Annotated in this window: 21 protein-coding genes; 12 read left to right on the top strand and 9 right to left on the bottom strand. The window is 61.5% G+C overall.

The features are described 5' to 3' along the window. The 9 genes from AC1DYO_RS28055 to AC1DYO_RS28015 all read left to right on the top strand — a co-directional run. A partial coding sequence (locus AC1DYO_RS28055; protein ID WP_477267642.1) for an Ig-like domain-containing protein occupies positions 1-850 on the top strand: 850 nt, incomplete at its 5' end. A gap of 97 nt (positions 851-947) precedes the next feature. Continuing rightward, entirely contained in the window at positions 948-2,309 is a 1,362-nt protein-coding gene (locus tag AC1DYO_RS28050; protein ID WP_477267648.1) for a calcium-binding protein, read from the top strand. Positions 2,310-2,381: 72 nt separating this feature from the next. Then, positions 2,382-2,750 carry a hypothetical protein gene (locus AC1DYO_RS28045; protein WP_142868946.1) on the top strand — a complete coding sequence of 123 codons (369 nt, stop codon included), beginning with the start codon at positions 2,382-2,384 and terminating at the stop codon, positions 2,748-2,750. A gap of 50 nt (positions 2,751-2,800) precedes the next feature. Next, a complete protein-coding gene (locus tag AC1DYO_RS28040; RefSeq protein WP_477267641.1) occupies positions 2,801-3,541 on the top strand; it encodes a lytic transglycosylase domain-containing protein in 741 nt (246 codons plus the stop codon). A gap of 98 nt (positions 3,542-3,639) precedes the next feature. After that, a complete protein-coding gene (locus AC1DYO_RS28035; RefSeq protein WP_477267640.1) occupies positions 3,640-4,839 on the top strand; it encodes an ABC transporter substrate-binding protein in 1,200 nt (399 codons plus the stop codon). A gap of 59 nt (positions 4,840-4,898) precedes the next feature. Continuing rightward, on the top strand, positions 4,899-5,576 hold the full coding sequence (locus tag AC1DYO_RS28030; protein ID WP_477267647.1) for a thermonuclease family protein: 678 nt from the start codon (positions 4,899-4,901) through the stop codon (positions 5,574-5,576). A gap of 166 nt (positions 5,577-5,742) precedes the next feature. Beyond that, on the top strand, positions 5,743-6,492 hold the full coding sequence (locus AC1DYO_RS28025) for a GGDEF domain-containing protein (RefSeq protein ID WP_477267639.1): 750 nt from the start codon (positions 5,743-5,745) through the stop codon (positions 6,490-6,492). 306 nt (positions 6,493-6,798) lie between these two features. Then, the gene (locus AC1DYO_RS28020; RefSeq protein WP_477267638.1) at positions 6,799-7,320 is read left to right on the top strand and encodes a hypothetical protein; all 522 of its coding nucleotides are present in this window, start codon (positions 6,799-6,801) and stop codon (positions 7,318-7,320) included. 86 nt (positions 7,321-7,406) lie between these two features. Beyond that, positions 7,407-9,479 (top strand): sigma-54-dependent Fis family transcriptional regulator, encoded by a 2,073-nt coding sequence (locus tag AC1DYO_RS28015; RefSeq protein WP_477267637.1) that lies wholly within the window; start codon positions 7,407-7,409, stop codon positions 9,477-9,479. 96 nt (positions 9,480-9,575) lie between these two features. Here AC1DYO_RS28015 and AC1DYO_RS28010 read toward each other — a convergent pair whose 3' ends face one another. The 9 genes from AC1DYO_RS28010 to AC1DYO_RS27970 all read right to left on the bottom strand — a co-directional run bounded on the left by AC1DYO_RS28010 (position 9,576) and on the right by AC1DYO_RS27970 (position 19,190). Continuing rightward, complete coding sequence (locus AC1DYO_RS28010) at positions 9,576-10,073, bottom strand: DUF1097 domain-containing protein (RefSeq protein ID WP_477267636.1); 498 nt, start codon at positions 10,071-10,073, stop codon at positions 9,576-9,578. A 142-nt stretch (positions 10,074-10,215) separates the two neighbouring features. Further along, positions 10,216-11,259: an NAD(P)-dependent alcohol dehydrogenase gene (locus tag AC1DYO_RS28005; RefSeq protein WP_181060009.1), complete on the bottom strand. Its 1,044-nt coding sequence runs from the start codon at positions 11,257-11,259 to the stop codon at positions 10,216-10,218. A gap of 38 nt (positions 11,260-11,297) precedes the next feature. After that, a complete protein-coding gene (groEL, locus tag AC1DYO_RS28000) occupies positions 11,298-12,929 on the bottom strand; it encodes a chaperonin GroEL (RefSeq protein ID WP_477267635.1) in 1,632 nt (543 codons plus the stop codon). A gap of 77 nt (positions 12,930-13,006) precedes the next feature. Then, a complete protein-coding gene (locus tag AC1DYO_RS27995; protein WP_477267634.1) occupies positions 13,007-13,804 on the bottom strand; it encodes an iron-sulfur cluster assembly protein in 798 nt (265 codons plus the stop codon). Positions 13,805-13,809: 5 nt separating this feature from the next. Next, a complete protein-coding gene (locus AC1DYO_RS27990) occupies positions 13,810-14,832 on the bottom strand; it encodes an amidohydrolase family protein (RefSeq protein ID WP_477267633.1) in 1,023 nt (340 codons plus the stop codon). 71 nt (positions 14,833-14,903) lie between these two features. After that, complete coding sequence (locus AC1DYO_RS27985) at positions 14,904-15,275, bottom strand: MmoB/DmpM family protein (RefSeq protein WP_096455128.1); 372 nt, start codon at positions 15,273-15,275, stop codon at positions 14,904-14,906. A gap of 17 nt (positions 15,276-15,292) precedes the next feature. Continuing rightward, a complete protein-coding gene (locus AC1DYO_RS27980; protein ID WP_477267632.1) occupies positions 15,293-16,351 on the bottom strand; it encodes an aromatic/alkene monooxygenase hydroxylase subunit beta in 1,059 nt (352 codons plus the stop codon). A 48-nt stretch (positions 16,352-16,399) separates the two neighbouring features. Beyond that, positions 16,400-17,461, bottom strand: coding sequence for a 2Fe-2S iron-sulfur cluster-binding protein (locus AC1DYO_RS27975; RefSeq protein ID WP_477267631.1), 1,062 nt, complete (start codon positions 17,459-17,461; stop codon positions 16,400-16,402). 55 nt (positions 17,462-17,516) lie between these two features. After that, entirely contained in the window at positions 17,517-19,190 is a 1,674-nt protein-coding gene (locus tag AC1DYO_RS27970) for an aromatic/alkene/methane monooxygenase hydroxylase/oxygenase subunit alpha (RefSeq protein WP_210285037.1), read from the bottom strand. A 553-nt stretch (positions 19,191-19,743) separates the two neighbouring features. Between AC1DYO_RS27970 and AC1DYO_RS27965 the strand changes: the two genes are divergently transcribed. The 3 genes from AC1DYO_RS27965 to AC1DYO_RS27955 are packed head-to-tail and all read left to right on the top strand — an operon-like array spanning position 19,744 to position 21,678. Next, positions 19,744-20,217, top strand: a complete 474-nt coding sequence (locus tag AC1DYO_RS27965) for a hypothetical protein (RefSeq protein ID WP_477267630.1) — start codon at positions 19,744-19,746, stop codon at positions 20,215-20,217. Continuing rightward, on the top strand, positions 20,214-20,537 hold the full coding sequence (locus AC1DYO_RS27960; RefSeq protein WP_477267629.1) for a hypothetical protein: 324 nt from the start codon (positions 20,214-20,216) through the stop codon (positions 20,535-20,537). Before AC1DYO_RS27965 ends, AC1DYO_RS27960 begins: the two co-directional genes overlap by 4 nt. 13 nt (positions 20,538-20,550) lie before the next feature. Further along, the gene (locus AC1DYO_RS27955) at positions 20,551-21,678 is read left to right on the top strand and encodes a WD40 repeat domain-containing protein (RefSeq protein WP_477267628.1); all 1,128 of its coding nucleotides are present in this window, start codon (positions 20,551-20,553) and stop codon (positions 21,676-21,678) included. Positions 21,679-21,707 lie beyond the last annotated feature (29 nt).

The raw sequence follows: 21,707 nt of genomic DNA, 5'->3' as shown, positions 1-21,707 counted from the left end.
GACCTCGCCGGTCGACGGCGTCGACGCCAACAACGGCGCCAACACCGTCAACAACGTCGAGACCTTCACCTACCAGGCCACCGACGCCAACGGCAACACGATCACCAACACCATCACCATCGACGTCATCGACGACGTGCCGACGGCGAACCCGAACACCAACAGCGGTGTCGAGGGCGCCATCGTGACGGGCAACGTGCTGACGGATGCCACGGACGACGTGTTCGGCGCCGACGGTGCGGCGGCGGGCGGCGGGGTTGTCGGCGTGGCCGCCGGCAGCAACACCGCAGTGCCGGTGAGCGGCGGGCTTGGCGGAGCGGGCATTGCCGGCAGCTTCGGCACGCTGACGCTGAACGCCAACGGCACCTACAGCTATGACGGCCTGCCCAACGTGGTTCCGCCGGCAGGCGCGACGGACACCTTCGTCTACACCATCATGGATGGCGACGGCGACCTGTCGACGACGACCCTGACCATCAACCTGTCGGACAGCGGCCTTGCCGCCTCCAACGACGACCTGACGGACCTCGCCGGTCGACGGCGTCGACGCCAACAACGGCGCCAACACCGTCAACAACGTCGAGACCTTCACCTACCAGGCCACCGACGCCAACGGCAACACGATCACCAACACCATCACCATCGACGTCATCGACGACGTGCCGACGGCGATAATCCCGGCCTCCGCGGTTGTGGCAAACGGGGCAGGAGCGGCCGTCTCGTTCGACCTCGATATCGACGGGATACTTTCCAACAACTACGGCGCCGACGGCGGAACCGTTATCTTCCCGTCGTCGCTCGACGGCACGGCAAGCGGACTGACCTCCAACGGCATTTCGATTGTGTATGACGTCTCCCCGGACGGCCACACGCTTACCGGCTTGGCCGGGGCCATTGCTGTGTTCGTCGTAACGCTCGACCCGGCGACCGCTTCCTACTCCGTTGACATGAACGGAACCGTGGACAGCGTAACCCAAGTCGACTTCAGCTCGGGGGGATACAACTTCGTCGGCGGAAACGGTGCCTGGGCCGGATTCATTCCGAGCACAGAAAGCGTCGGCTCACCGATCAATAACGACAGCCCCGACCTGCTTATAACCCCCGAGGTCAATGGAGCACGCACCAGCACGATCAATTCGAGTGCGATTTCGGGCGGTATCGGCTCTGGCAGTTCCGTCGGTTTGGACGGTGGCCTTCCGGAAAGCATGAGAGTGGATTTCGTGACCGACCTGCGCGGGGATCCGGCAGGGTCGGGCGGCTACAGCGACGCCACCAACCGCGATCACGTGTTCGATGGCCACTACACGGTCAACGGTTCGACCGCGACGTTCACGGCCACCAACGGGTCAACGATCAGGATCACGGCATCCGACGATACGGACGGCAACAACGTCGTCGGTGATGGCATCAAGGACCACATCAATTCGGTCGTCATCGGCTACAATGGCGTTTTCCAGACCATAACAGCTACCGCTGTCCTCGAGAGCTACACCATCAACGGCCATACCTATACGGTACAGCTGAACGCGGATGGCAGCGTCAATGTCGGTGGCGTCTTTGGCACCTCCGGCGCCGGTGCGATCGGCACTGAGATCGCGATCTTCACCAACGACGGCTACAACAGCCTCGAATACACCTATGTTTCGGGCGATACTTTCAAGGTCGGAGATTTCGGCGCAGCGGTCGCGTCACATACGCCGGTGAGCTTCGATCTTCCGGTCAGCGTCGTTGACGGCGATGGCGACATCGCCGGCGGCACGATCGGCATCACGCTGAGCCCGACGGGAGAAAACATCCAGAATCACTCATCAGATCTGGCCGGTGACTCTCACTTGTATACTTCGACGCTGGCGGCGCCTCATATCATCGGGTCGGACTTCAACGACACGCTGAACGGCGACGGCGCCAACAACGTGCTCTATGGCGGCGCCGGCAACGATACGATCAACGGCAACGCCGGCAACGACCTTCTGATCGGCGGCGCCGGCCAGGACACCATGACCGGCGGCACGGGCGCCGACACATTCAAGCTCGACGGGTTGGACATCAAGGACCTGATCGCCGACTACAGTGGTGCACAAGGCGACAAGATCGACCTGTCATCCCTGTTTGAAACAGGACCAGGGGCCAACATCGCCGACTTCGTGAAATACGATTCGGCCTCACACACGCTCAGCGTCGATACCAATGGTACAACCGGCGGCGCCAATTTCGTCGACGTCGCCGTCTTGCAGAACGCACCTGTCGCCGGCACCATCAATCTGATTTACGACGACACGGCCCACGTACAGCACACGGCCACGATTTAGCACTTATGCGAGGCCGTGCTCTCATGCTACATATTAGCGAAACATAAAACCGCAGTTTGGAGAGGGACTTAAATGAAGCGTTGTGCAAGATTGCTGGCTTCGGCCGCGGCGCTGCTGTTGGCTGGATCGACGGGCTTCGCCGCCGACATCATCGAAGGGCCGGTGGCCGACTATTGCCGAACGGTCGGCACGTCGAACCTGGTGCTGAACGACAACATCGTCGATCTCAAGTCCGAGGTGGTGAAGCTGATGGACGAGTCGGTGGCCGTCGCCAACAGCTCGGAATGGATCAATTCTTCGCGCCCCGCCTTCGTCTGGGCATCGGAAGCCAAGGTCGCCTGCGGCATGGCCTATGGCTATCTCAAGACGAACTACAAGGACGAAGACACCCTCAACAAGTGCGAGTGCTTCCACGACCGCATGGTCGAGTACATGAACTGACCGAAAGGGATACGGCCGTGCCGGTTTGCTGACCGATGGTCGGCGCACGATTGACGAAGGCGATCGCTGTGGCGATCGCGTTGACCGGTTTTGGCCAGGGTGCCACGCAAGCCCACGCCAACTGGCTGGAACGACCTAGCCTGGAGAGACCGGCACCGTTCGGCTTGACGCGGCCGGCCCGCTGCGACGCCGCCCCGGAATGGACTCGCGAGACATTCAAGGCGTTCGCGGCATGCCAGGCATCGCTCTACGGCCTCGAGCCGGTGCTGGCGCACGCGGTGATGGAGATCGAAAGCGGTTTCGATCCCGACGTGCACGGTGCCGATGGCGAAGTCGGCTTGATGCAGGTGATGCCGGGAACAGCGCGAATGCTTGGCTTTCGCGGTTCGCTCGAGGAACTCGGCGCGCCGGCGACCAACATCGCGCTCGGCGTCAGATATCTGGCGCAGGCAAACAGCCTTGCCGCAGGCGATCTCTGCACCACCGTCATGAAGTATCGCGCCGGGCACGGTGAAACCCGGTTCTCCGAACTTTCGGTCCGCTACTGCCGGCGTGCGCGTGCAATATTGGCAAGGGAAGGCGTCACTGTTGCCGGTCCGCTGCCGGTGGCGACGTTCGGGTTCTCCGCATTCCCGACAGCGGGAGATTACGGCGCCCCTGCCCAGGGGAAGCGGATTTGCGTGCGCCGGCTGTTCGTGCCTGGGCCGCGATACATGAAATGCGCCGACTATCGAAGCGCCGGGCAAGCCAAGGTGATCAAGGCGCTCCGGGCAAGACTCTTCAACAGCTAAACCAAGGTCCAGCAATTACAAAGACGGCGAGGCAAGTCTGCCGTAAGATGAATGGGATGAGATCGGAACAAACACCCGGCGGGATTTGGGGAGGCATCATGGAATCTGGCCGGCAGCGCCACCGTTCGTGGACGTGGGTGATCGTCTTTGCGTTCGCGGGCATAGTGTCGGGCTGCCAGTCGAAAGGCAGCGTCTCGGACGCGCTCGATCCGGCGGCGATCGCCGCACCTGGAGCGCCGGCCGCCGGCGCCGCTGCCAGTCCGGCTCAAGCCACGCAATCGCTCGGCACCGGGCCGACGAAGGTTACCATGCTGCTGCCTTTGTCGGCCCCGGGAGCCGCCGGCGAAAACGGCAGGAAGATGCTCGACGCGACCAAGCTGGCGATGGCCGATCTTGGCAATGCATTGCTCACAGTCACGGTCGAGGACACCAAGGGCGACAGCGCGAACGCCAGCGAATTGGCGGTGAAGGCGATCACCACTGGAACCAAGATCGTCATCGGTCCGGTCGAGCTCGCCGCCGCTCAGCACATAGCCAAGCTGTCGGGATCGCAGCGCCCGCCGGTGCTGGCGCTGGCCGACAATTTCGCCGGCGGTCCAGGCGTCTATGCGGTGCGTCTCAACGAAGCCGACAGCGCGGCCGCGGGCGCCGCCGGCCTGGCGGCCAAAGGCAGAAAGAAGTTCGTGCTGCTCGTCGCGGCCGGCGCGAATGCCAGCGCGGTTGAAAAGCGGGTCGCCAACAGCCTCAGCATCTATGGCGCGACGCTCGCCGTCACCATTCCATATTCGGTCGGTGACGGCGGCACAAAAGCGGTCAATGACATGGGCTCACTGGTCGATGCTCCCGATGCCATCGTCATCGCCAGCGGCGACGATAGTCCGTCGCAGATTCTTGCGGCGCTCAAATCGAAAGGCATTCCCGGAAAAACAGTCGCCGTCGTTGGAACCAACCGCTGGCTGGAACATCCGATGGAACCGCTGTTTGAAGGATCCTACATCGCCACGCTCGACCCAAGCGAAACCGGTCCAATCGCCGACCGCTTCAAGACGACCTACAATTATCCGGCCGACGCCAATGTCGCCTACGCCTATGATATGGTCGCCCTGACAGCGGGGATTGCAAGTTCGGTCGGCCCCGAAGGCTTCAACAAGCAGGTGCTCGAAAACCGGAGTGGATTTCGCGGATCGACCGGCTTGTTCCGATTTCGGGCGGATGGCTCCAGTGAACGATCCATGCCCTTTTATCAGGTTCAAAAAGGTGCGCTCAAACTGGTCGCCAAATCGACGTCGGGGTACTAAGGGGCAAGAAGCCTTGGGGTCTGCTTGAGCTTATGGGCTGGCTGAGGCGCAATCGCTTGGTGGTGTTGCTCGGAAGCCTGCTGCTTCTTACCGGGGTCTTGTTGATCATCCGAGCCGCCGATCTGCTTTCCATCGACCGACCGATATCAGCGCCACGTCAATCCATCGACGATAGCCAGCCAATGCGACCGGCTGCGACCGTCGCCAATACGCCATGGCGAGGACGGGCACGCAAGATTGCCCAGGACCTTATCGCGCCGCCGCCGCTTGATCCGGCGCAAATCGAACGGGTAGAGCCGCGCCCGCCGCTCAGCGATCTTGGTCTGGCTGTGCCTGCGGGGATGCAGATGCCAAAGGATTGGCCAGAAGTCCTGCTGTACCAACCGGTTGCCACCTCGTCGGCAACCTTCGAATCCATGGGACGCACAGTAGCCATCAGCGGGGTCCAGGGCATCGACCTGGACAAGACCTGTTTGTTTCGCGACGTCGCCTGGCCTTGCGGCCAGCGTGCACGGGCAGCTTTCAATTCCTGGCTGCGCGGTCGGGCGCTTAGATGCGTCGTGCCGCCGGAGATCGATCGTTTCGCCATTGCCGCACCGTGCAATTTGGGCAAACAGGATGTCGGTGCCTGGCTTGTTTCCAACGGCTGGGCGACGGCCTTGGCGAGTGACATCTACGGCAAGGCGGAGGCAGTGGCCAAGGATGCTGAGATGGGCATATTCGGCCCGCCACAATAGCCGACAATTCGATGTCGCTACCGTTGCCAGCGCAGCCCTTGCTTTGAAGGCCAGGTTTCGGGCCGATGGTAAGCGATTGCGCCATTACTCAAATTGTATGATTCCTCGAAACTGAATCTGCAGCACCCCTGGCCTATGACAGTTCGATCAGGCGGGAGATTGACGAATGATGACACCGACGGCGAATAGCTCGCCCCAGCAATGGAAAAACGTCGCATGGCTGACCGCCTTGGGATCGGCGGGAATTTTGCTGCTCTCAGTTGGCCTCAATTATCTGCTTCTGTTCTCGGTAGCATTGACGCCGTTCGGCCGCAGCATGGTCACCGCGATCCTGTTGCCAGTCATCATAGGTGGCCCGCTTCTCCTGTTCATTGGCCTGCAGCGGATCGAGCTCGGCCATTATCGAAAAGAACTCAACAAGTCGGCGACCTTTGACAGCCTGACAGGCTGCCTGAACCGGACAGTCTTCACGTCGATGGTCGACAGGAGAGCAACCAAGCAGGGATCGTCCGGTCCAAGATCTGGCGCCTTCCTGGTCATTCATCCCGAACACATCAGGTCCATCAATCTGCGCTTCGGGCTCGGCTGGGGTGACGAGGCCTTGCGGCTCATAGCGTCGACCATCCAGTCATCGGTGCGCAAGGAAGATCTGGTGGGCCGCATCGGAACCTCCATGTTCGGGGTCTTTCTGCCCGGTGCGACAGAAGACGACGCCAAGGAAATCGGCGAGCGTATCCGGACCCGCGTGGCGCAAGCCTATTTCGCGCCGAAAGGAACCGAGGATACCCTGGCCATCAGCGTCGGCGGCGTGGTGTTTGAAAACGAACTGGAATTCGAAGAGATGTTCCGGTCGGCGGAATCGCTGTTATCCGGCGTCGAACACAAGCCTGGGTTTCAATTGTCGCACCTGCACTAACTCTGAAGCGCCGCCTATATCCGGTCGATAATGTGCAGGTCGGTCCAATTGCCCAGAGCCTTGGCCAGCACGTTTGCCTCATCCGTACTGCTGCTCAATTCGCGATAGAGCCGATCCGAGAAGAACACGTCTCGACGCATGCACGGCGATCGGCGGTATGGTTGGAAAGTACCGTCACAAGGTCCAGCTATGGAGCGCCGGAAATCCCGTGTAGCAGCCACCTGCTACCACCGAGATGAATTTCAGCGCTACCTATTGTGAATGGCGAAGCTGGCGATGGCAGTGTAGGGTTCGCTGCAAATAAGAATGACCCGTACCCCGGGCACCGCCAAGCCAACGAATCTGGGAGGATTCATGGTCGAGATCATCTCCAAGCGGGACGGCCCGCGGCGCGAGGATGTTCAGGTCAAGCGGCTGATCGAACAGAACCGCTCGACCATCGTTCGCCTTGCCGACCAAATCAGCGGCGGTGGCTATTCCGCCTCCAGGAAGCCACGCCAGCAACCGAAGGCTGAAGGGCTGATCATCCATGTTGGCGGCAGCGCGGCGACCGCCGCCGAAGCGAGCCCATCCATCCGTGTCACCATGAATGGCCGTGTGATCTCCAAGGATCAGAACACCGGCCGCCAGCTTCATCATATCGGCGATGTCCGCAACCGGAATGGCGAGCAGATCTTCGTCCTGGCAACAAAGCAGAACGGCTTTTTCTCTCCGGTCGATGAAAGCATCGGCGAGGCGCTGGCCGGACTGGACGGTTCCCGGTTGACCGCGACTTATACCGAAGAACAGCTTGCCGCCGATATCGGCGCGAAACTTGGCATCGATTGACGGCAGGCTGTTGGGCGTTGCTCTGCACGTCCAATCCGCGACGGCATACAGAAATGGCATACCTCAAAAGGTACTGTGATGACTGAATGAGACACGCGAGCGGCCCCAATCCGATGAAAACCGATGCTCTTGCGACGCATGCGTCGATGGCCACCGGACAGTTGGTTCTGGACAGGATCGACTATGATGAGCGCGCCACCATGCGCGCCTGGGAGAGTTTTCTTTCCGACGAGCCGACATCCGCCCGCGATCCGGTCCACGTTCGCTCGCTGATCCATGACTCCTGGTATCGCAGCGCCACCGGCGGCATCGATGCGCAAGGCATCGAAGCGCCGCTGAGCAGTGATCGCGACGAGATCGAATATCTGACCCGCGCCAATGCGGAGCTGCTTTCGGCGGCACGCCGGTCGTTCGCCTCCCTTGGTCAGTTGCTGGACGGGACAGGCGCGATGCTGGTGCTAGCCGACGGCGACGGCGTGTTGATCGATGCCATTGGTGACAAGAAGACCCTGCATGACGGCATGGACATTCATCTGGGCATCGGCGGCAAATGGAACGAAGACGCCGTCGGAACCAACGGCATCGGCACAGCACTATGGACTGGTGAGCCGATCTTCGTCCACGCGGCTGAACATTTCTGCGCCGGCATCAAATCCTGGACCTGCGCCGGCGCGCCGATCCGCGATCCCCTGGATGGCAAGATCATCGGCGTTGTCGACCTGTCGGGCTATTCGCCGATCTTCCGGCCGCACAACACGGCGCTCGTCGCCGCCACCGCCAGACAGATCGAGAAGGCACTGGCCGAGCAGCAGCAGGAGCAACGCACGCGCCTGCTAGAGGCCTTTATTTCCTCGGCTCCCAACTACCGCCGAAAGGACGGGTTGGTGATCGTCGACCATCGTGGCCGGGCGATCTTCTGCAACAATGTCCCCAATGGCGACACGACAGAGATGATGGACGGCCCGATGGAACCGGGGCGTGGTCGTTGGCTCATGAACCTGCCGGCCTCCGGCTCCGACACCGACCTCGCCAACGCGCTGCCGGTACATCTGCGATCCTGCCATGTCACGCCACTGAAGCTTGACGGCGATCTTCGTGGCGCGGCTTTGGTGTTCCCGTCGGTCCCGGCCGTCTCGAGCATGACGGTGATACGCCGCGAGGAGAACAAACACCTGCGCGCAGCCGCGGCAATGATCGTCGGCGAGAGTGAGAAATTGCTGGCTGCCGTCGATGTCGCCTCCCGGGTGGCTGGGTCGAACGGTGTCAGCTCATTGCTGATCGAAGGCGAAACCGGCGTTGGAAAAGAGCTGTTTGCGCGGCTGGTCCATGCCGGCAGCCGGCGCACCGAAAACGACCCGTTCATCGCCATGAACTGTGGCGCGATCACCAAGGAACTGTTCGGCAGCGAATTGTTCGGCCATGTGGGCGGTGCCTTTACCGGCGCTTCGCGTGACGGCAAGCCGGGCATCTTCGAACTTGCCAATGGCGGCGTGCTCAGTCTTGACGAGATCGGCGAGCTGCCACTCGAAATCCAGCCCTTCCTGTTGCGTGTCCTGGAGGAGCGCGTGGTCCACCGCATCGGTGACTCCAGAGGTCGGCCGGTGGATGTGCGACTGGTCGCCTCGACCAATCGCGACCTCAAGCAGGAGGTCGCGGCCGGGCGTTTCCGCAGCGATCTCTACTACCGCATCGGTGCGGTCTCGATCCATGTCCCGCCTTTGCGCGAGCGCGGCGACGACGTGCTGCTGCTGATCGATCATTTCAACCGGCAGATAGCGAAGCTCGGAGGCAACGATCCGCTGGAGTTCTCAAACGAAGCACTCGACGCGCTGCTGGCCTATCGCTGGCCAGGAAATGTGCGCGAACTGAAGAACCTGGTTGAGCGGCTGCATATATTGGCGCGCGGCGGCACGATCGAACTCCAGGATCTTCCCGGGGAAATCCGTGCTGGCAATCGCGACAGCATGCCCAGCGACCATCCCACAGCCATGCTGGAAGCACCGGTGTACTCTTTCGAGGATGCGGAACGCCAGGCGATCAAGAATGCGCTTGTCGCGGAGGGCGGCAATCTCAGCAAGGTTGCGCTGCGGCTCGGCATTTCGCGGCCGACACTCTATCGCAAGCTCGGCCAATACGGCATCCGGCGCGGCTTCCTCTAGACTCAATCAGTGGCACAAAAACCCGCGGCATTCGCGCCGCGGGTTGGGGAAAAATCGTCGACCGAAATTGCCTTCAGGCAACCGTCGTGGGCATGATCAGCTCTTCACGACAGCACCGGTCACTTTCTCCGAGGCGTAGCCGAGGGTGTTGCCGATGATCAGCGAAATCACCACGGCCGTCGCGACCTTGACGATGCCTGCAGCACCTTCGCCATAGGCGGCGGCACCAAGCAGAAAAAGCGCTGCGGTCGTTGCGTAGCCGTAGACCGCCGATGGAATGGCGCTCAACAATGGCAGCTTGGCCGCGAGGATCAGGACAATGATTGAGATGCCGACGCAAATGCCGGCCATGATCGCGGTAACGCCGATAGATGTCAGCGCAATCAAGGCACCGGCCGCACAGATCGCGCCCCACAGGTTTGCCACCGCCGAGTTCTTGAACCCGGCCTCCTTGCCGCCGCAGTGATAGAAACTTCCCCAGCCGACGAACACCGCCCAGATCAGCACATAAGGGTTGCCGATCGTGATCGCCGCCCATGTTGCAATGCCACCCATAATGCCGATGACGACGGCCAGTCCCGTAACAAGATCCATGTTGTCCTCCCGTTTTTAAACACCACGAAGCAAGGAAACTCGTATGGGGATCGCGCTTCGCCGACGTTCCCGATCTGCAAACGCCATGGCATCGGCCATGACGCGGCACGCCCGTTTGTGCCGCGTTCAGTCCAGAAGCTTTTCAGGGCACGATGACGCCGCGGCCGGTGAAACGGCGGTTCTTGAAATCGTCGAGCGCGGTGTTGATGCTGGCGAGGTTGTACTCGGTGTAGTGCATCTTCACCTTGCCATCGGCGTTGAGCTCCATCAGTTCGACAAGCTCGGTGAAGTTGCCGACCAGGCTGCCGCCGATGTTGATCTCCTCGATGACGAGATGCGCGGTCGGTACGTTGATGTTGCCGCCATAGCCGACGACGAACAGTTGCCCGCCCTTGCGAACCATCTTCCAGCAGATGTTCTCGACACCGAGTTCACCAACGAAGTCGATCACCACATGGGCGCCGCCGCCGGTGATCTGGCTGACCTCCTCGACAACGTTAGGCCCGCCATCGAGGATAAAGTCGGCGCCCAGATCCTTGGCCAGCACCCGTGCTGCCGGCTCGCGGTCGACAGCAATGATGCGGCAGCCCGAGATCGCGTGCAGCGACTGCAGCGCGATGTGACCGAGCCCGCCAATGCCGAGCAGCACGCAATAGCTGCCTGGTCGCAGCAGTTTGGCGGCGCGTTTGGCGGCACGGTAGGCGGTGATGCCGGCATCGGCCAGCGGCGCCACCTCGATCGGCGTGATGTTGGCATTGAGCTTGATCAGCGAACGCTCGCTGGTGATGAAGTATTCGGCGAAGCCGCCATTCATGCCAAGGCCGGGGAACTGGCCGTTGTCGCAGTACATATCCTCGCCATGGCGGCAGTTGAGGCAGATTCCGCAGGAACGGAAGGGATGGCAGATCACCGCATCGCCGCGCTTGACCGATCTGACGCCGCTGCCGACCTCCTCGACCCAACCGGCATTTTCGTGACCCATGATGTAGGGCAACAGCGTGCCCTCGGGATCCATGGTCGGCTTCCACACGCCTTCGATGATGTGCAGGTCGGTGCGGCAGAGGCCGGCGGCTCCAACCCGAACGATCACCTCGTCGGGCGCGGTGATCGTCGGCGCCTTGACCTCCTCGATCTTGAGCCGGACGTTCATCTTCGGATCGTATTCGTAGAGTCTGGCAGCTTTCATCGTCGTATCCTTTCAACGTCGAGATTGTCTGGATTGCTTCAGGCGCGGCCGAGCTTTTCGGAACCGCCGCCACGCGCCGGCCCGGCCGTCGGATCCTCATCCTCGGCAAGGTCGCCAATGAGCGTTTCGGTGGTCAGGATCAGCGTCGCCACGGAGGCTGCGTTGGCAAGTGCGGTGTAAGTGACGCGGACCGGATCGATGATCCCTGCTTCGAACATGTTCTGGTATGCGCCGGTCGACGCGTTGTAGCCGTAGCCGCCATTGATGCGGGTGACCTCGGTCACCACAGCTTCGGGATCGGCGCCGGCATTGGCGGCGATGCGCCACAGCGGCCGCGACAGAACCGAGCGCACCAGGCGCACGCCCTCGGCGACGTCGCCGTCGACGCCGGCCGCCACCTTGTCGAGTAGCGGCGCGATCTGGGCCAGCGCCGAACCGCCGCCGGCAACGACGCCCTCCTCGGATGCGGCACGCACCGCATTCAAGGAATCCTCGATCAGCTGGATGGTCCGTTTCTGCTCGACCGGCGTGACACCGCCGGCATAGAGGATCGCGGTGCCGCCGGAGAGCTTGGCCAGGCGTTCGCGCAGCTTGTCCTGATCAATGTTCGGCTGCGAGGCTTCGTACTGCCGCTGCACCTGGGCGCGGCGCGAGGCGATTGCGGCATGGTCGCCGCCACCGCGAATGATCGACGTGTAGGACGAACTGGTCTTCACCCGGTCGGCCGTACCGAGATCGTCCGCGGTGATATCCTCGAGCCGGCCGCCGAGATCGCGCGCGATCACCCTGCCGCCGGTGATGATGGCCAGATCCTCCATCATCGCCTTGCGCCAATGGCCATATTCCGGCGGATGGACGACAAGGTATTTTCCTGGTCCCTGCTTGCCGAGCAACGTCACCACCACTTCCGGCGACATCTCCTCGGATACGATCAGCAGCGGCCGGCCATCCTCGTCGGCGATGCGGCGAACCGCATCGAGCTGCCCGGGCTCCTTGATCTTGAGATCGGTCATCAGGATGTAGGGCCGTTCGAGCACAGCCTCCATCTTCTCCTGGTCGGTCACCATGTGATGCGAGAGATAGCCGCGTTCGAACGACATGCCTTCGACGACATCGAGCGTGGTTTCCGTGGTGACGCTGAAGTCGGTGGTGATGACGCCTTCGGCCCCAACGCGCTGATGGGCCTCAGCCACGAGGGCGCCAAGTGTGGTGTTGGTCGCCGCGATGTTGGCGACCGACGCCAGGATGCCGTTGCCCTTTGCCGGTTTGGCCGATGCCTTGAGCGCGGCCACCACCGCCGCCACGGCAAGGTCGATGCCTTTGCACAGATCAACGGATTTCACCCCGCGCTCATTCGCCTCGACGCCACCCTGGATGAGCGCGTTGGCGAGCACGATGGCCGTCGTGGTGCCGTCACCGGCCACCTCGTTGGTCTGCATCGACACTTCGCGGACGACCTGCGCACCCATGTTTTCGAAACGGTCGTGCAGCTCGATCTCGGAAGCGATGCTGACACCGTCGCGGGTCACCATCGGCGTGCCGATCGGCCGGTCGATCATGGCGTTCATGCCTTTGGGGCCGAGCGTCGGCTCGACGGCGGCGGCAAGCCGGAAGACACCGCGGGCGAGCGCACGGCGGGCCTGCGAATTGTGAAGCATTATCTTGGGCATGATTCCTCCTTCCGCCTTACGGGCGGGTTGTTGGTTAGGGGCCTCGTGCAAGGGAGGCCGTTGCTGTCAGCTCTGCTTCAGGCGGTCGGCGCGGTTCGTGCCGGCACGCGATCCAGAATGAAATCGACCAGCGTCGGCTCGCCGTCGACTACATCCAGTTGCTTGTATCTCGTCTGCTTGAGCCCCCGGCACAGCGCGCCGTTGAACTCCATGTTGATGCGCACTCCGCGCAGTTCGGCGAGATGGGCACTGAGTGCGCCAGGCGGTATGCGCTGCCCTTCCCAGGTCACGAGGACAGGATCATCCGCCCGGCGGTCGGGAAAACGCTCGAGCAGAGCCGCCCGGTATCGCGGCTTCTGTTTGGCGGCTTCACCGGCCTCGAACCGAGCGATGTCATAGGCCGGCAAATCCATGCCGAGGATTTCGCGATCGGTCAGGCCGTGCGCCTTGAGGCCGCGCAGAACCGCTTCCTGGCGCCGCTTGAATGCCTTCATTGCGAAGGTTTCGCGCAAGGCGCCGAGATCCTGATCCTCGGCAAGCACGGCGAAAATGTCGCCGAAGGTCTTGCCCTCAGCCATGCCGCGATTGACCTCCTCGGCGAACATGTGGTCGTGCAGCTTGACGCGATAGGCCGGCGCCCAGGAGAGCTGGTCGAGCGCCTTGCGGACGCCGTCCAGCATCAGGAACGCGAAGTTGGGCGAGCACCAGTAGGTCGGCAGGCGGAAATCTATCTCCACGCTGCCATCGCCCGTCACATCAGCCCGCTCGACGAAGCCCATCTCGGTGATGGGCTCGTCGAGTTCCGGGTCGTTGACCTCACCGAGGCGCCGCCAGAGTTCCTTCTGGCAGTCGCCGGAAACACAGGCGGTTGCCATGGCTCCTACTCCGCCGCGATGCTGAAGGGCGAACTGGCGAGCGCCTTCTTCTTGGCTTCGACGTCGATGTTGTAGAGACGCGCGGCGTTGAGGCCGAGGATCTTCTCCTTGATCTCGTCGGTCAGCTGCACGCCGCGTTCGGCGGCGATATCCTCAGGGATCTGGTAGGCCCAGAATTTCTCGACCAGCCAGCGCGGCGTCCAGATCGCGTAGTCGGAACCGAACAGGATCTTCTCCGGTCCGAGCCAGAACAAAAGCTCGGCGATCACCTCGCCGAAATAGCGCGGGCGTGCGTGGATGAATGGCAGCGCCACCGCCAGACCGCCATAGACATTGGTTTCCTGCGTCGCGATCCAGCAGAAATCGTCGAGACGCGGCAGGCCGCAATGCTCGACAATCCAATTGAGGTTTTGAAAATCCGTCGCGGCGTGGTCGACGTCATGAACGTCGAACGCATCCTTACTAAGCGGGATGATCGTCGGCCCCTTGTGGACGTGGATGTTCTTGATGCCGAGCTTGTCGCAGAGTTCGAAGCATTTGTAGGCATCGGGATCGGTGAGCTTCCAGCCCTTGGACGCGCCGTTCCACTCGGCCGTGTACATCTTCACGCCCTTGACGTTGTAGGTCTCCTGGAGGAAGTGGATGTATTCCAGCGCCTTCTCGCCGTCGCGGGGATCGAAGGCGCCGTTGACGATGAAACGCTCGGGATAGCGCTTGGCGACCTCGGCGTTGCGCTCGATCGTGTTGAAGCCGTTCTTGTAGAAATCCTTGAGGTAGGTCGACTGGACGATCGCCACATCATCGGGCCCGTCGATGAACAGGTCGCGATAGAGATCGTCGGCGCTGTATTTCTCGAACTTGCTCTTCTCCCACAGCTGTTCCTTCGGGCTCAAGCCCGTGTGGTAGGCATAGAAGCATTCGATGAACTGCTTGCCGTGGATGTTCTTCTGGTTTTCCGGGCTGCCGTCCCAGAAATGGGTGTGGCCGTCGACCACGAAAATGTCCTTGCCTTCCGGTGTTCTGTACATGGTTGCCTCCGCAGCAATCGCATTGATCGGTTCGGCGCGCCGCACCTGCGGCGCGCCAGTTTCCTTGGCGGCTATTCGATGTATTCGAACATCTCATCCATGTTGCCGAACAGGATCACGGTGTTGTCGTCGACGCGGACCATGCGGCCGTAATGGGTGGAGGTGTTGACCTCGAAGGTCTCGGCCGAAATCTCACGGCCGAGATATTCGCCGATCGCGTCCATCTTGAAGATCAGCTTGCCGTCGCCGTCGATGCGGATCAGCGCCGGCTGGTAGGTGATGGTGACACCGGGCTTCTGGCCCATGAATTCGGCAATGGCGCGAGCCTCGACCGAGTCGTTCATGGTGACGCCGCACTGATGCGAGATCGTCTGCTCGAAGGTGATGTCCTTCATCGCCTTGAAGATGTTGGAATGCGTTGCGTCGCGTGCTGCTAGTGACATGACGATTTCTCCCTGTTTCAGCGCTTGAGGCCGAGTTCGCCGAGGATCTGGCCAATCCGTTCCTCGGATTTGGCGCGGACGTCCGCGAATGCGACCGGCTTGGAATGCGGCATCGACCAGATCGGCTGCAGGCCGGTGGCTGCCTTGTCGGCGAGCGCGCCGTGTTTCTTGACCCAGCCCTGGAAGAGCTTCTTGTTCGCCGCGCCGTACTTCTCGTCGTTGGCGAGCATGTGGATGAGGTCGATGGTGTTGGCGAGGTTGCGCTCGTAGTCGGCCTCGGCGGCCGAGATCACCGCCGGCGTGATGAAGTCGTGGTTGGCGGCGGCGATCTGCATCAGGAAGCCGGAGCGGAACACCTCGCCGACCAGCGGTTCGAAGACGATGTTGATGGCGAAATACTGCTCGAGATAATCGGTCGCGCCCATGATGGTTTCGACCGCTTCGCGCGTGCCTTGCCAGTTCTTGTCGTCGAGCCAGGCCTTCTTGCCGAGCTCGTCGTCCCAGCCGGGAAGGTCCATGCCGATCTCGGCAAGATAGAGCGTGATGTCCTGGGCAAGCCTCAGCTTGTAGGACGAGTTGGTCAGCGTCGCGTTGTTGATCATCTGGGTGTAGCCGTAACGCTGCGCCTGCATCAGCGAAGTACCGAGGCCGAACTCGGCATGCTTCCAGGCGCCGAGCTGGGTCTGCAGGATCTTGACCCAGGCCTTGTCGAAGGTCTTCGGCGCCCCGGACTTGCGCGCATTGTTGATGACGCTCTGCACCATCGTCTCGATCTTCGACTGGCGCTGATAATGCGTGCGCTCCCATTCCTGGTCGGGGGCGCGGAAGGCATGCCAGTTGGAGCTCTGCGCGGCAGTATTCTGCTTGACATAGGCGCCCTTGCCGTCGGCGAAGGAGATGATCCAGTTCTGGATCAAATAGCGTTCCGGATCGGGCTGAACGTCGACCGTCATGTCCTCATAGTGGGTGGCACGCTGGCCTTTCGGCTCGAAATACCGGTATTTCCGGCTGTCGGAGTCGGCGAAGATCGCAGCACCGGCGGCTCCGGATCCGACTGAACTCGAGGTTGCAGGCATAGTCTCTCTCCCTTGTTGCAGTTGTGGTTGGCTTGCGCGTTGCCGCCCTCAATGGGCGGGCGTTGCACCTGCCGATGTGGTGAACTTGTCGAAGAAGATCCGCTCCGTTTCGAAGCCGTTCATGAACAGCACCGGCTGCAGCGCATCGATCATCGGCGGCGGACCACAGGCATGGACATCGCCCTGCCCGTCGACCGCGAGTTGCTTGAGCATGGCGTCGACGCTCTGGTGAACGAAGCCGCGTTCGCCTTGCCATTCGGCGTCGTCATTGGCGTGCGACAGCACGGGAATGAAGGTGACGTCGGAATGATTGCCGACCAGCTCGGCGATCCTGTCGAGGTAGAACAGGTCGTTGCGGGTGCGGGCGCCGTAGAAGAAATACACCGGACGTTTCTCACCGCTCTTCAGGTGATCGTTGAGGATCGACCAGATCGGCGACATGCCCGATCCGGCCCCGACCAGGATCAGAGGTCCTTGCCGTTCGTCGCGGCGGAAACAGGTTCCGTAGGGTCCGACGACGGTGACTTCGGCTCCGGCCCTGATGCCTCCGGAATCGAGTTCGCCTGAGAACTTTCCTTCAGGGTATTTTTTGATGATGAAGGAGAGTTTTTGGGTTTGGTCCGGCGTATTTGCCATGGAGAACGAGCGCGTAATCGTCTCCCCTTTTTGCGTGGTAACCGTGATGTCGACATATTGCCCCGCCCAGAACTTCATTGGGGAGCCGAGTTCGATCTCGATGCCGCGAATGTCATGGGTCAGCTGCTCGATGCGAGCAATCCGGCCCTTGTACGTTTTCACGGCGATCGCTTTCGCCAGAATCTCCTCGTCGTAGTTGAGAAGCTCGACTTCCAGGTCGGAGTAGGCGATGCAACGGCACAACAGGACGTGGCCGCTTTCCTTCTCCATGTCGTTCAGTGCGAAGGTCGAGTATTTCAGCATGTCGACTTCGCCTTCGAGCAACACGCTTTTGCAGGCCGAGCATTGCCCCTCCTTGCAGCCGTGCGGCAGGGCGATGCCCTGGCGAAATGCGGCGTTGAGCACCGTTTCGCCATTCTCGACCTCGAATTCGACGCCGACCGGGCTGAGCCTGACCGTGTGGGTTTCCGACATACGGACCTCCAGTGAAAGGAAGGGGCGGGACGAACCCGCCCCCCTTTTGGCCTGATCAGTTGCAGGGGTTGATGGTGAAGCCGGCCCGGTACTCCGCCAGGTGCTTCTCGCGGTCCGCGGGCGACATGCCACGCAGCGCGTTGAGCGGCGATCCGAGCGTGTTGCCGCGCACATCGTCGAGCGTCCACATCTCCTTGTCGTCGAAGCGCAGATGCGGCTGCGGAACCAGTGTCTTGCCGTCGGAGCGGACGAAGTTCAGGTCCTTGATGGCATCGGCCAGATCCCAGCCGTCATAGAGCGTCTCCCACTCGCGCTTGCCGCTGAAGCGGCCCATGGCGGGTGTCGGACGGCCCTCATACTCGTCGTTGAAGGCGACCATCGTGGTCCAGCGGTCGAGTTCGTGGGCGAAGGTGTAGAGTTCGCCGTTGATCTCGCCGACCACCATGTCCTCGCGGATCAGGCAGGGAACGAGGCACGACCAGCAGCGGTGTGGATAGACGTAGCCGACGTCGCTGTTGAACAGCAGCACCTTCTCGCCCTTGTGGCTGAGCTTGGCGTACCATTTCCAGAACTCGCCGAACTCTGCATACCAGCCCGGATATTTGTGCTCGAACCACTCGAAGTCCTTGTCGGTCTGGGCTTCGATGCGCCAGAAATTGACCGGCCAGCCGACCGCGAAGAACTGCCCGACCTTGTGGACGTAATTCTTCTTGGTGATGCGCTCCCAGGCTGCCTGGACATCGTCATGATGGACCTTGATGCCGTATTTCTCGAGCGGCAGCATGTAGGTGCGGTAGTAGTCCTCATAGATCCAGCGGTGCCACATTTCCGCGTAGGACTCCTTGTTCTTGTCGCGGTTGGTGGTGCCGTATTCGATGAAGGTGCCGATGGCCGCATCGACGATGGCGTGGTTCTGCCAGAAGGCGTAGCGCAGGTCGCGCTCGAGCAAGAGATGGTTCTCCGGCTCCTTGAGCGCCGCCATCAGCAGCGAGTGGCCATTGCCGATATGCCGGCTCTCGTCGGATTGCACCGACAGGAAGACGGTCGGCAGCGCATAGTCGCCGTTGCGGGCGGCTTCCGAAGGCATGGCGACGAACAGTGTGTTGGTGAAGGCGGTCTCGGCGACCACGGTCAGGTACATGCAGGCGGCGGTCATCGTATCGCCGGTGATGAAACCTTCCGCGAACTGCCGGCCGATGGTGGTGGCGTAGCATTTTCCGAAGGCTTCCTCGGTGATGTCGAAGCCGGCCGGATCGATGTAGTTCTCCATGTACCACTTCTTCAGATTCATCTGGATCGTCGAGTGACGGAACTCGTCGATCATCTGCATGGTGAAGCCGGTCCGGAGTTCCTCACCGGGCGCGATGCGGGCGACCATCGCCATCGAGCGGGCGGCGGAGATTTCCGGGAACGGAATGATGGCCAGGAAGAGCTTCATCCACTCGACCCAACGCGGCTCGACGTTGCGGAACATGTCACCGCGCAATGCCGCATCGAGTGCGCCGTAGACACGGTTGTCCTTCTCTTCCTGCATCGGGAAATAGGACCGCAGGACCTGCTTCATCGGATCGCGCGGCGTCTTGTTGATCTTGTAGTCGGTAGGGAATGTCATCGCTTCCTGCACGTAGGAAGGATTCCAGCCGAGATCGGCGATCTTCTTGGTTGCCTCGCCCACGGAAATTCCGCGTTGCGAGGTAATCTTGTTGAGCGTCAGAGACGTCATGGTCATAAGCCTCCACCAGGTTTGAGCCGCAGGTCCCTTGACCCCGGCATGAAGCGGCAAAGCACCGCCAGTGAGAATGCGATCGGCATGACAAAGCGTTGCGCGTCGAGGCGCGACCCAAGGTCCGGCCGTTCAAGTGGATCGGGGCAAAGGTTTCGAGGCGTCTGGCAGGGATCCGCGACGCCTACCGCATGTGCGATGGGCTATCGAAGCGGTTCTGCTTCCTCCGTTCCTTCGTTCTTTTGGCACCGCGTCAAGCGCGATGGGCTTCTTATGGAAATGAACAAAGCAAGCGTCGTGCCAGTTTGAAAACAGTGCCTGTGGCCGGCATTCAAAACAAGATCGTCGCTGCTCAGGCAGGCAAGCCAGCATCTAACTGTAACGTTCTTTTACAATTGTAACTTACGCCTGTAATATTTATCATATATTCGCATCTGCAATATATCTAGTTAGCAACTGCAGCAAATGCCAAAAACCATATTATCTATTTAACTCTTTGTCTTTCTCTACTATTTGAAGGCGACGGCCCTTGGGGCCGGCCTGGCACTGGAGAAAGACAATGCCGAACGACAGGGGCGCAAGCGAGCCGACCGGACCAATGTCCAGCCATGCCGATGGCGTTACCGGCGATCTGGTCAAGCTGATGCCCCGCGATCTGGTGTTTGTCATGCGCTTCATGGGCGAGAGCCAGCACCGCCTGCAGAGCCATTTCCAGGACTTCATCCGGGCCGAGCTTGCCGCCGGCGGCGTCACCACGGAGACGCATCCGATGATCCATCTGTTCATCGAAAGCCACGCGATCCTGTTGCGCGACTTCGTGTTTTCCGGCGTTTCACTGACGCGTCAGTTCCGTGTCGACGAGATCGAGCGGCTGACCGGCGACACGACATCGATGATCCGTGTCGACATCTGGGACCAGCTCAAAAGTCACATCGAAACAGCCGAAAAACAATTCCAGTCGCAGGCCGGCACATTGCCCAAACTGCTGTCCGCTTTTGAAAAACCGCCTGGGCCTTTGGGAAGCGAAAAATGACCGAAGGATCCGAAACGGCCAGGCGTGACGCGCTGCTTGCTCGCCGGCTCGACCTCGTCGCCAGCGTCTCCGCCCACACCGCGGAAGCACTGCGGCTCAACCAGAAACGCGCCGGTATCGAAATGGACGTGCTGCGCCTGGAGCTGGAAATCGGCAGGAGCGGTGCCAGCGAGCAACTGGTGCGGGACTTGCATGAGGCCGAGGAGAGCATGACGGCAATCTTGCAGGCATGTGCGGCTTGTGAGGATCGCATCATAGCTGTCGAAGCCGACATCGAGGAGCTTGATCGCCGGCTTGTCGCAACGGCGAACAAGAACTGACGGGAGAGAGAACATGAACCAGCAGACGATGCAGAGCCTGACCTTGTTCGACCTCCTGGCCCGCAGCTGGCAGCGACCGTCGGCGATCGCCGATCTGCGCTTCAGCACCGACTGTACGGCTGTCGCCTTCACCTCGGTGGACGGAACCGTCGCCATAGCCACGGTCGCGGATCACGAGCCGCCGGAATCGCGGCTCAGGGTGAGCCATGATCTCGGGCAGACGACGATCCGCCCCAGAGAGAAGCCACCCGTGCCGCTGATCGCCACAGCGGCATTCGGAGATGGCGATGTTCCGATCGCCGCCTATGCGGATTCCGGTTTTCTGGTCGGCGCGGCCAGCGGCGACGTGCTGGATCTGACCGCCAGCGGTGAAATCGAGGCCTCCCTGGTCAAGATCGATGGACCGATCGTGGCCATCGACCACAGCATACGGGCGGACAGGACAGCCGTCAGCAATGGGCATGATGTCTTCCTCGCGCGCGGCCACAGCGGCGCAATGCAGCTGGGACACGGTGAGGCATCGTCGACAGGGACCCTCGCCTTCTCGCCAGGCGGGCGGCGCCTCGCCTGCGGCCTTGGTGAAGGATTGTCGATCTGGTCGGTCGAAGGCGAAGCTGCCTTGATACGCGATATCTCCCTTCCAGCGCGACCGGTGTCGATCCGCTGGAGCAGCGATGGCACATGGTTGGCCTGCGGGCTCGAAACAGGAGGGTTTGCGCTGGTCAGCCTGGCCGATGGCCGAGCGGACATCGTCGCGGGATTTCCATCGCCAGTCCGGACAATGTGCTGGAGCCAGCCGGCAAATGCGCTGTTTGCCTCGGGCGCCTTCCGGATCGCTGGCTGGTCGATGACGGCGCCGCCGGTTGGCGGCGAAACCTCCGGCGCGCTGGAGACAGGCCGCGCCGGACTGGTTCTTGTCGAGGCGGTCGCGGCACACCCCGAAAAGAAGCTGATTGCGGCGGGCTATGCCAACGGCCGCATCATAGTCGCCCAGACCGGCGCGCGGGACGAGCTCCTCGTCAGGCCGCTGGGCAGCGCGGTCACCGCGCTTGCATGGTCCGGCGACGGACGACACCTGGCGGTGGGCGCCGTCGACGGCACCGCCGCGATCGTCACCTTCCCCGCGCAGATGTTCAAATAGCGGACGCTGTCCGCACGATACAGGAGGAT

This window comes from Mesorhizobium sp. P2_F5 (genome assembly GCF_056403715.1).
This window is presented reverse-complemented; position numbering and strand designations above follow the sequence as displayed.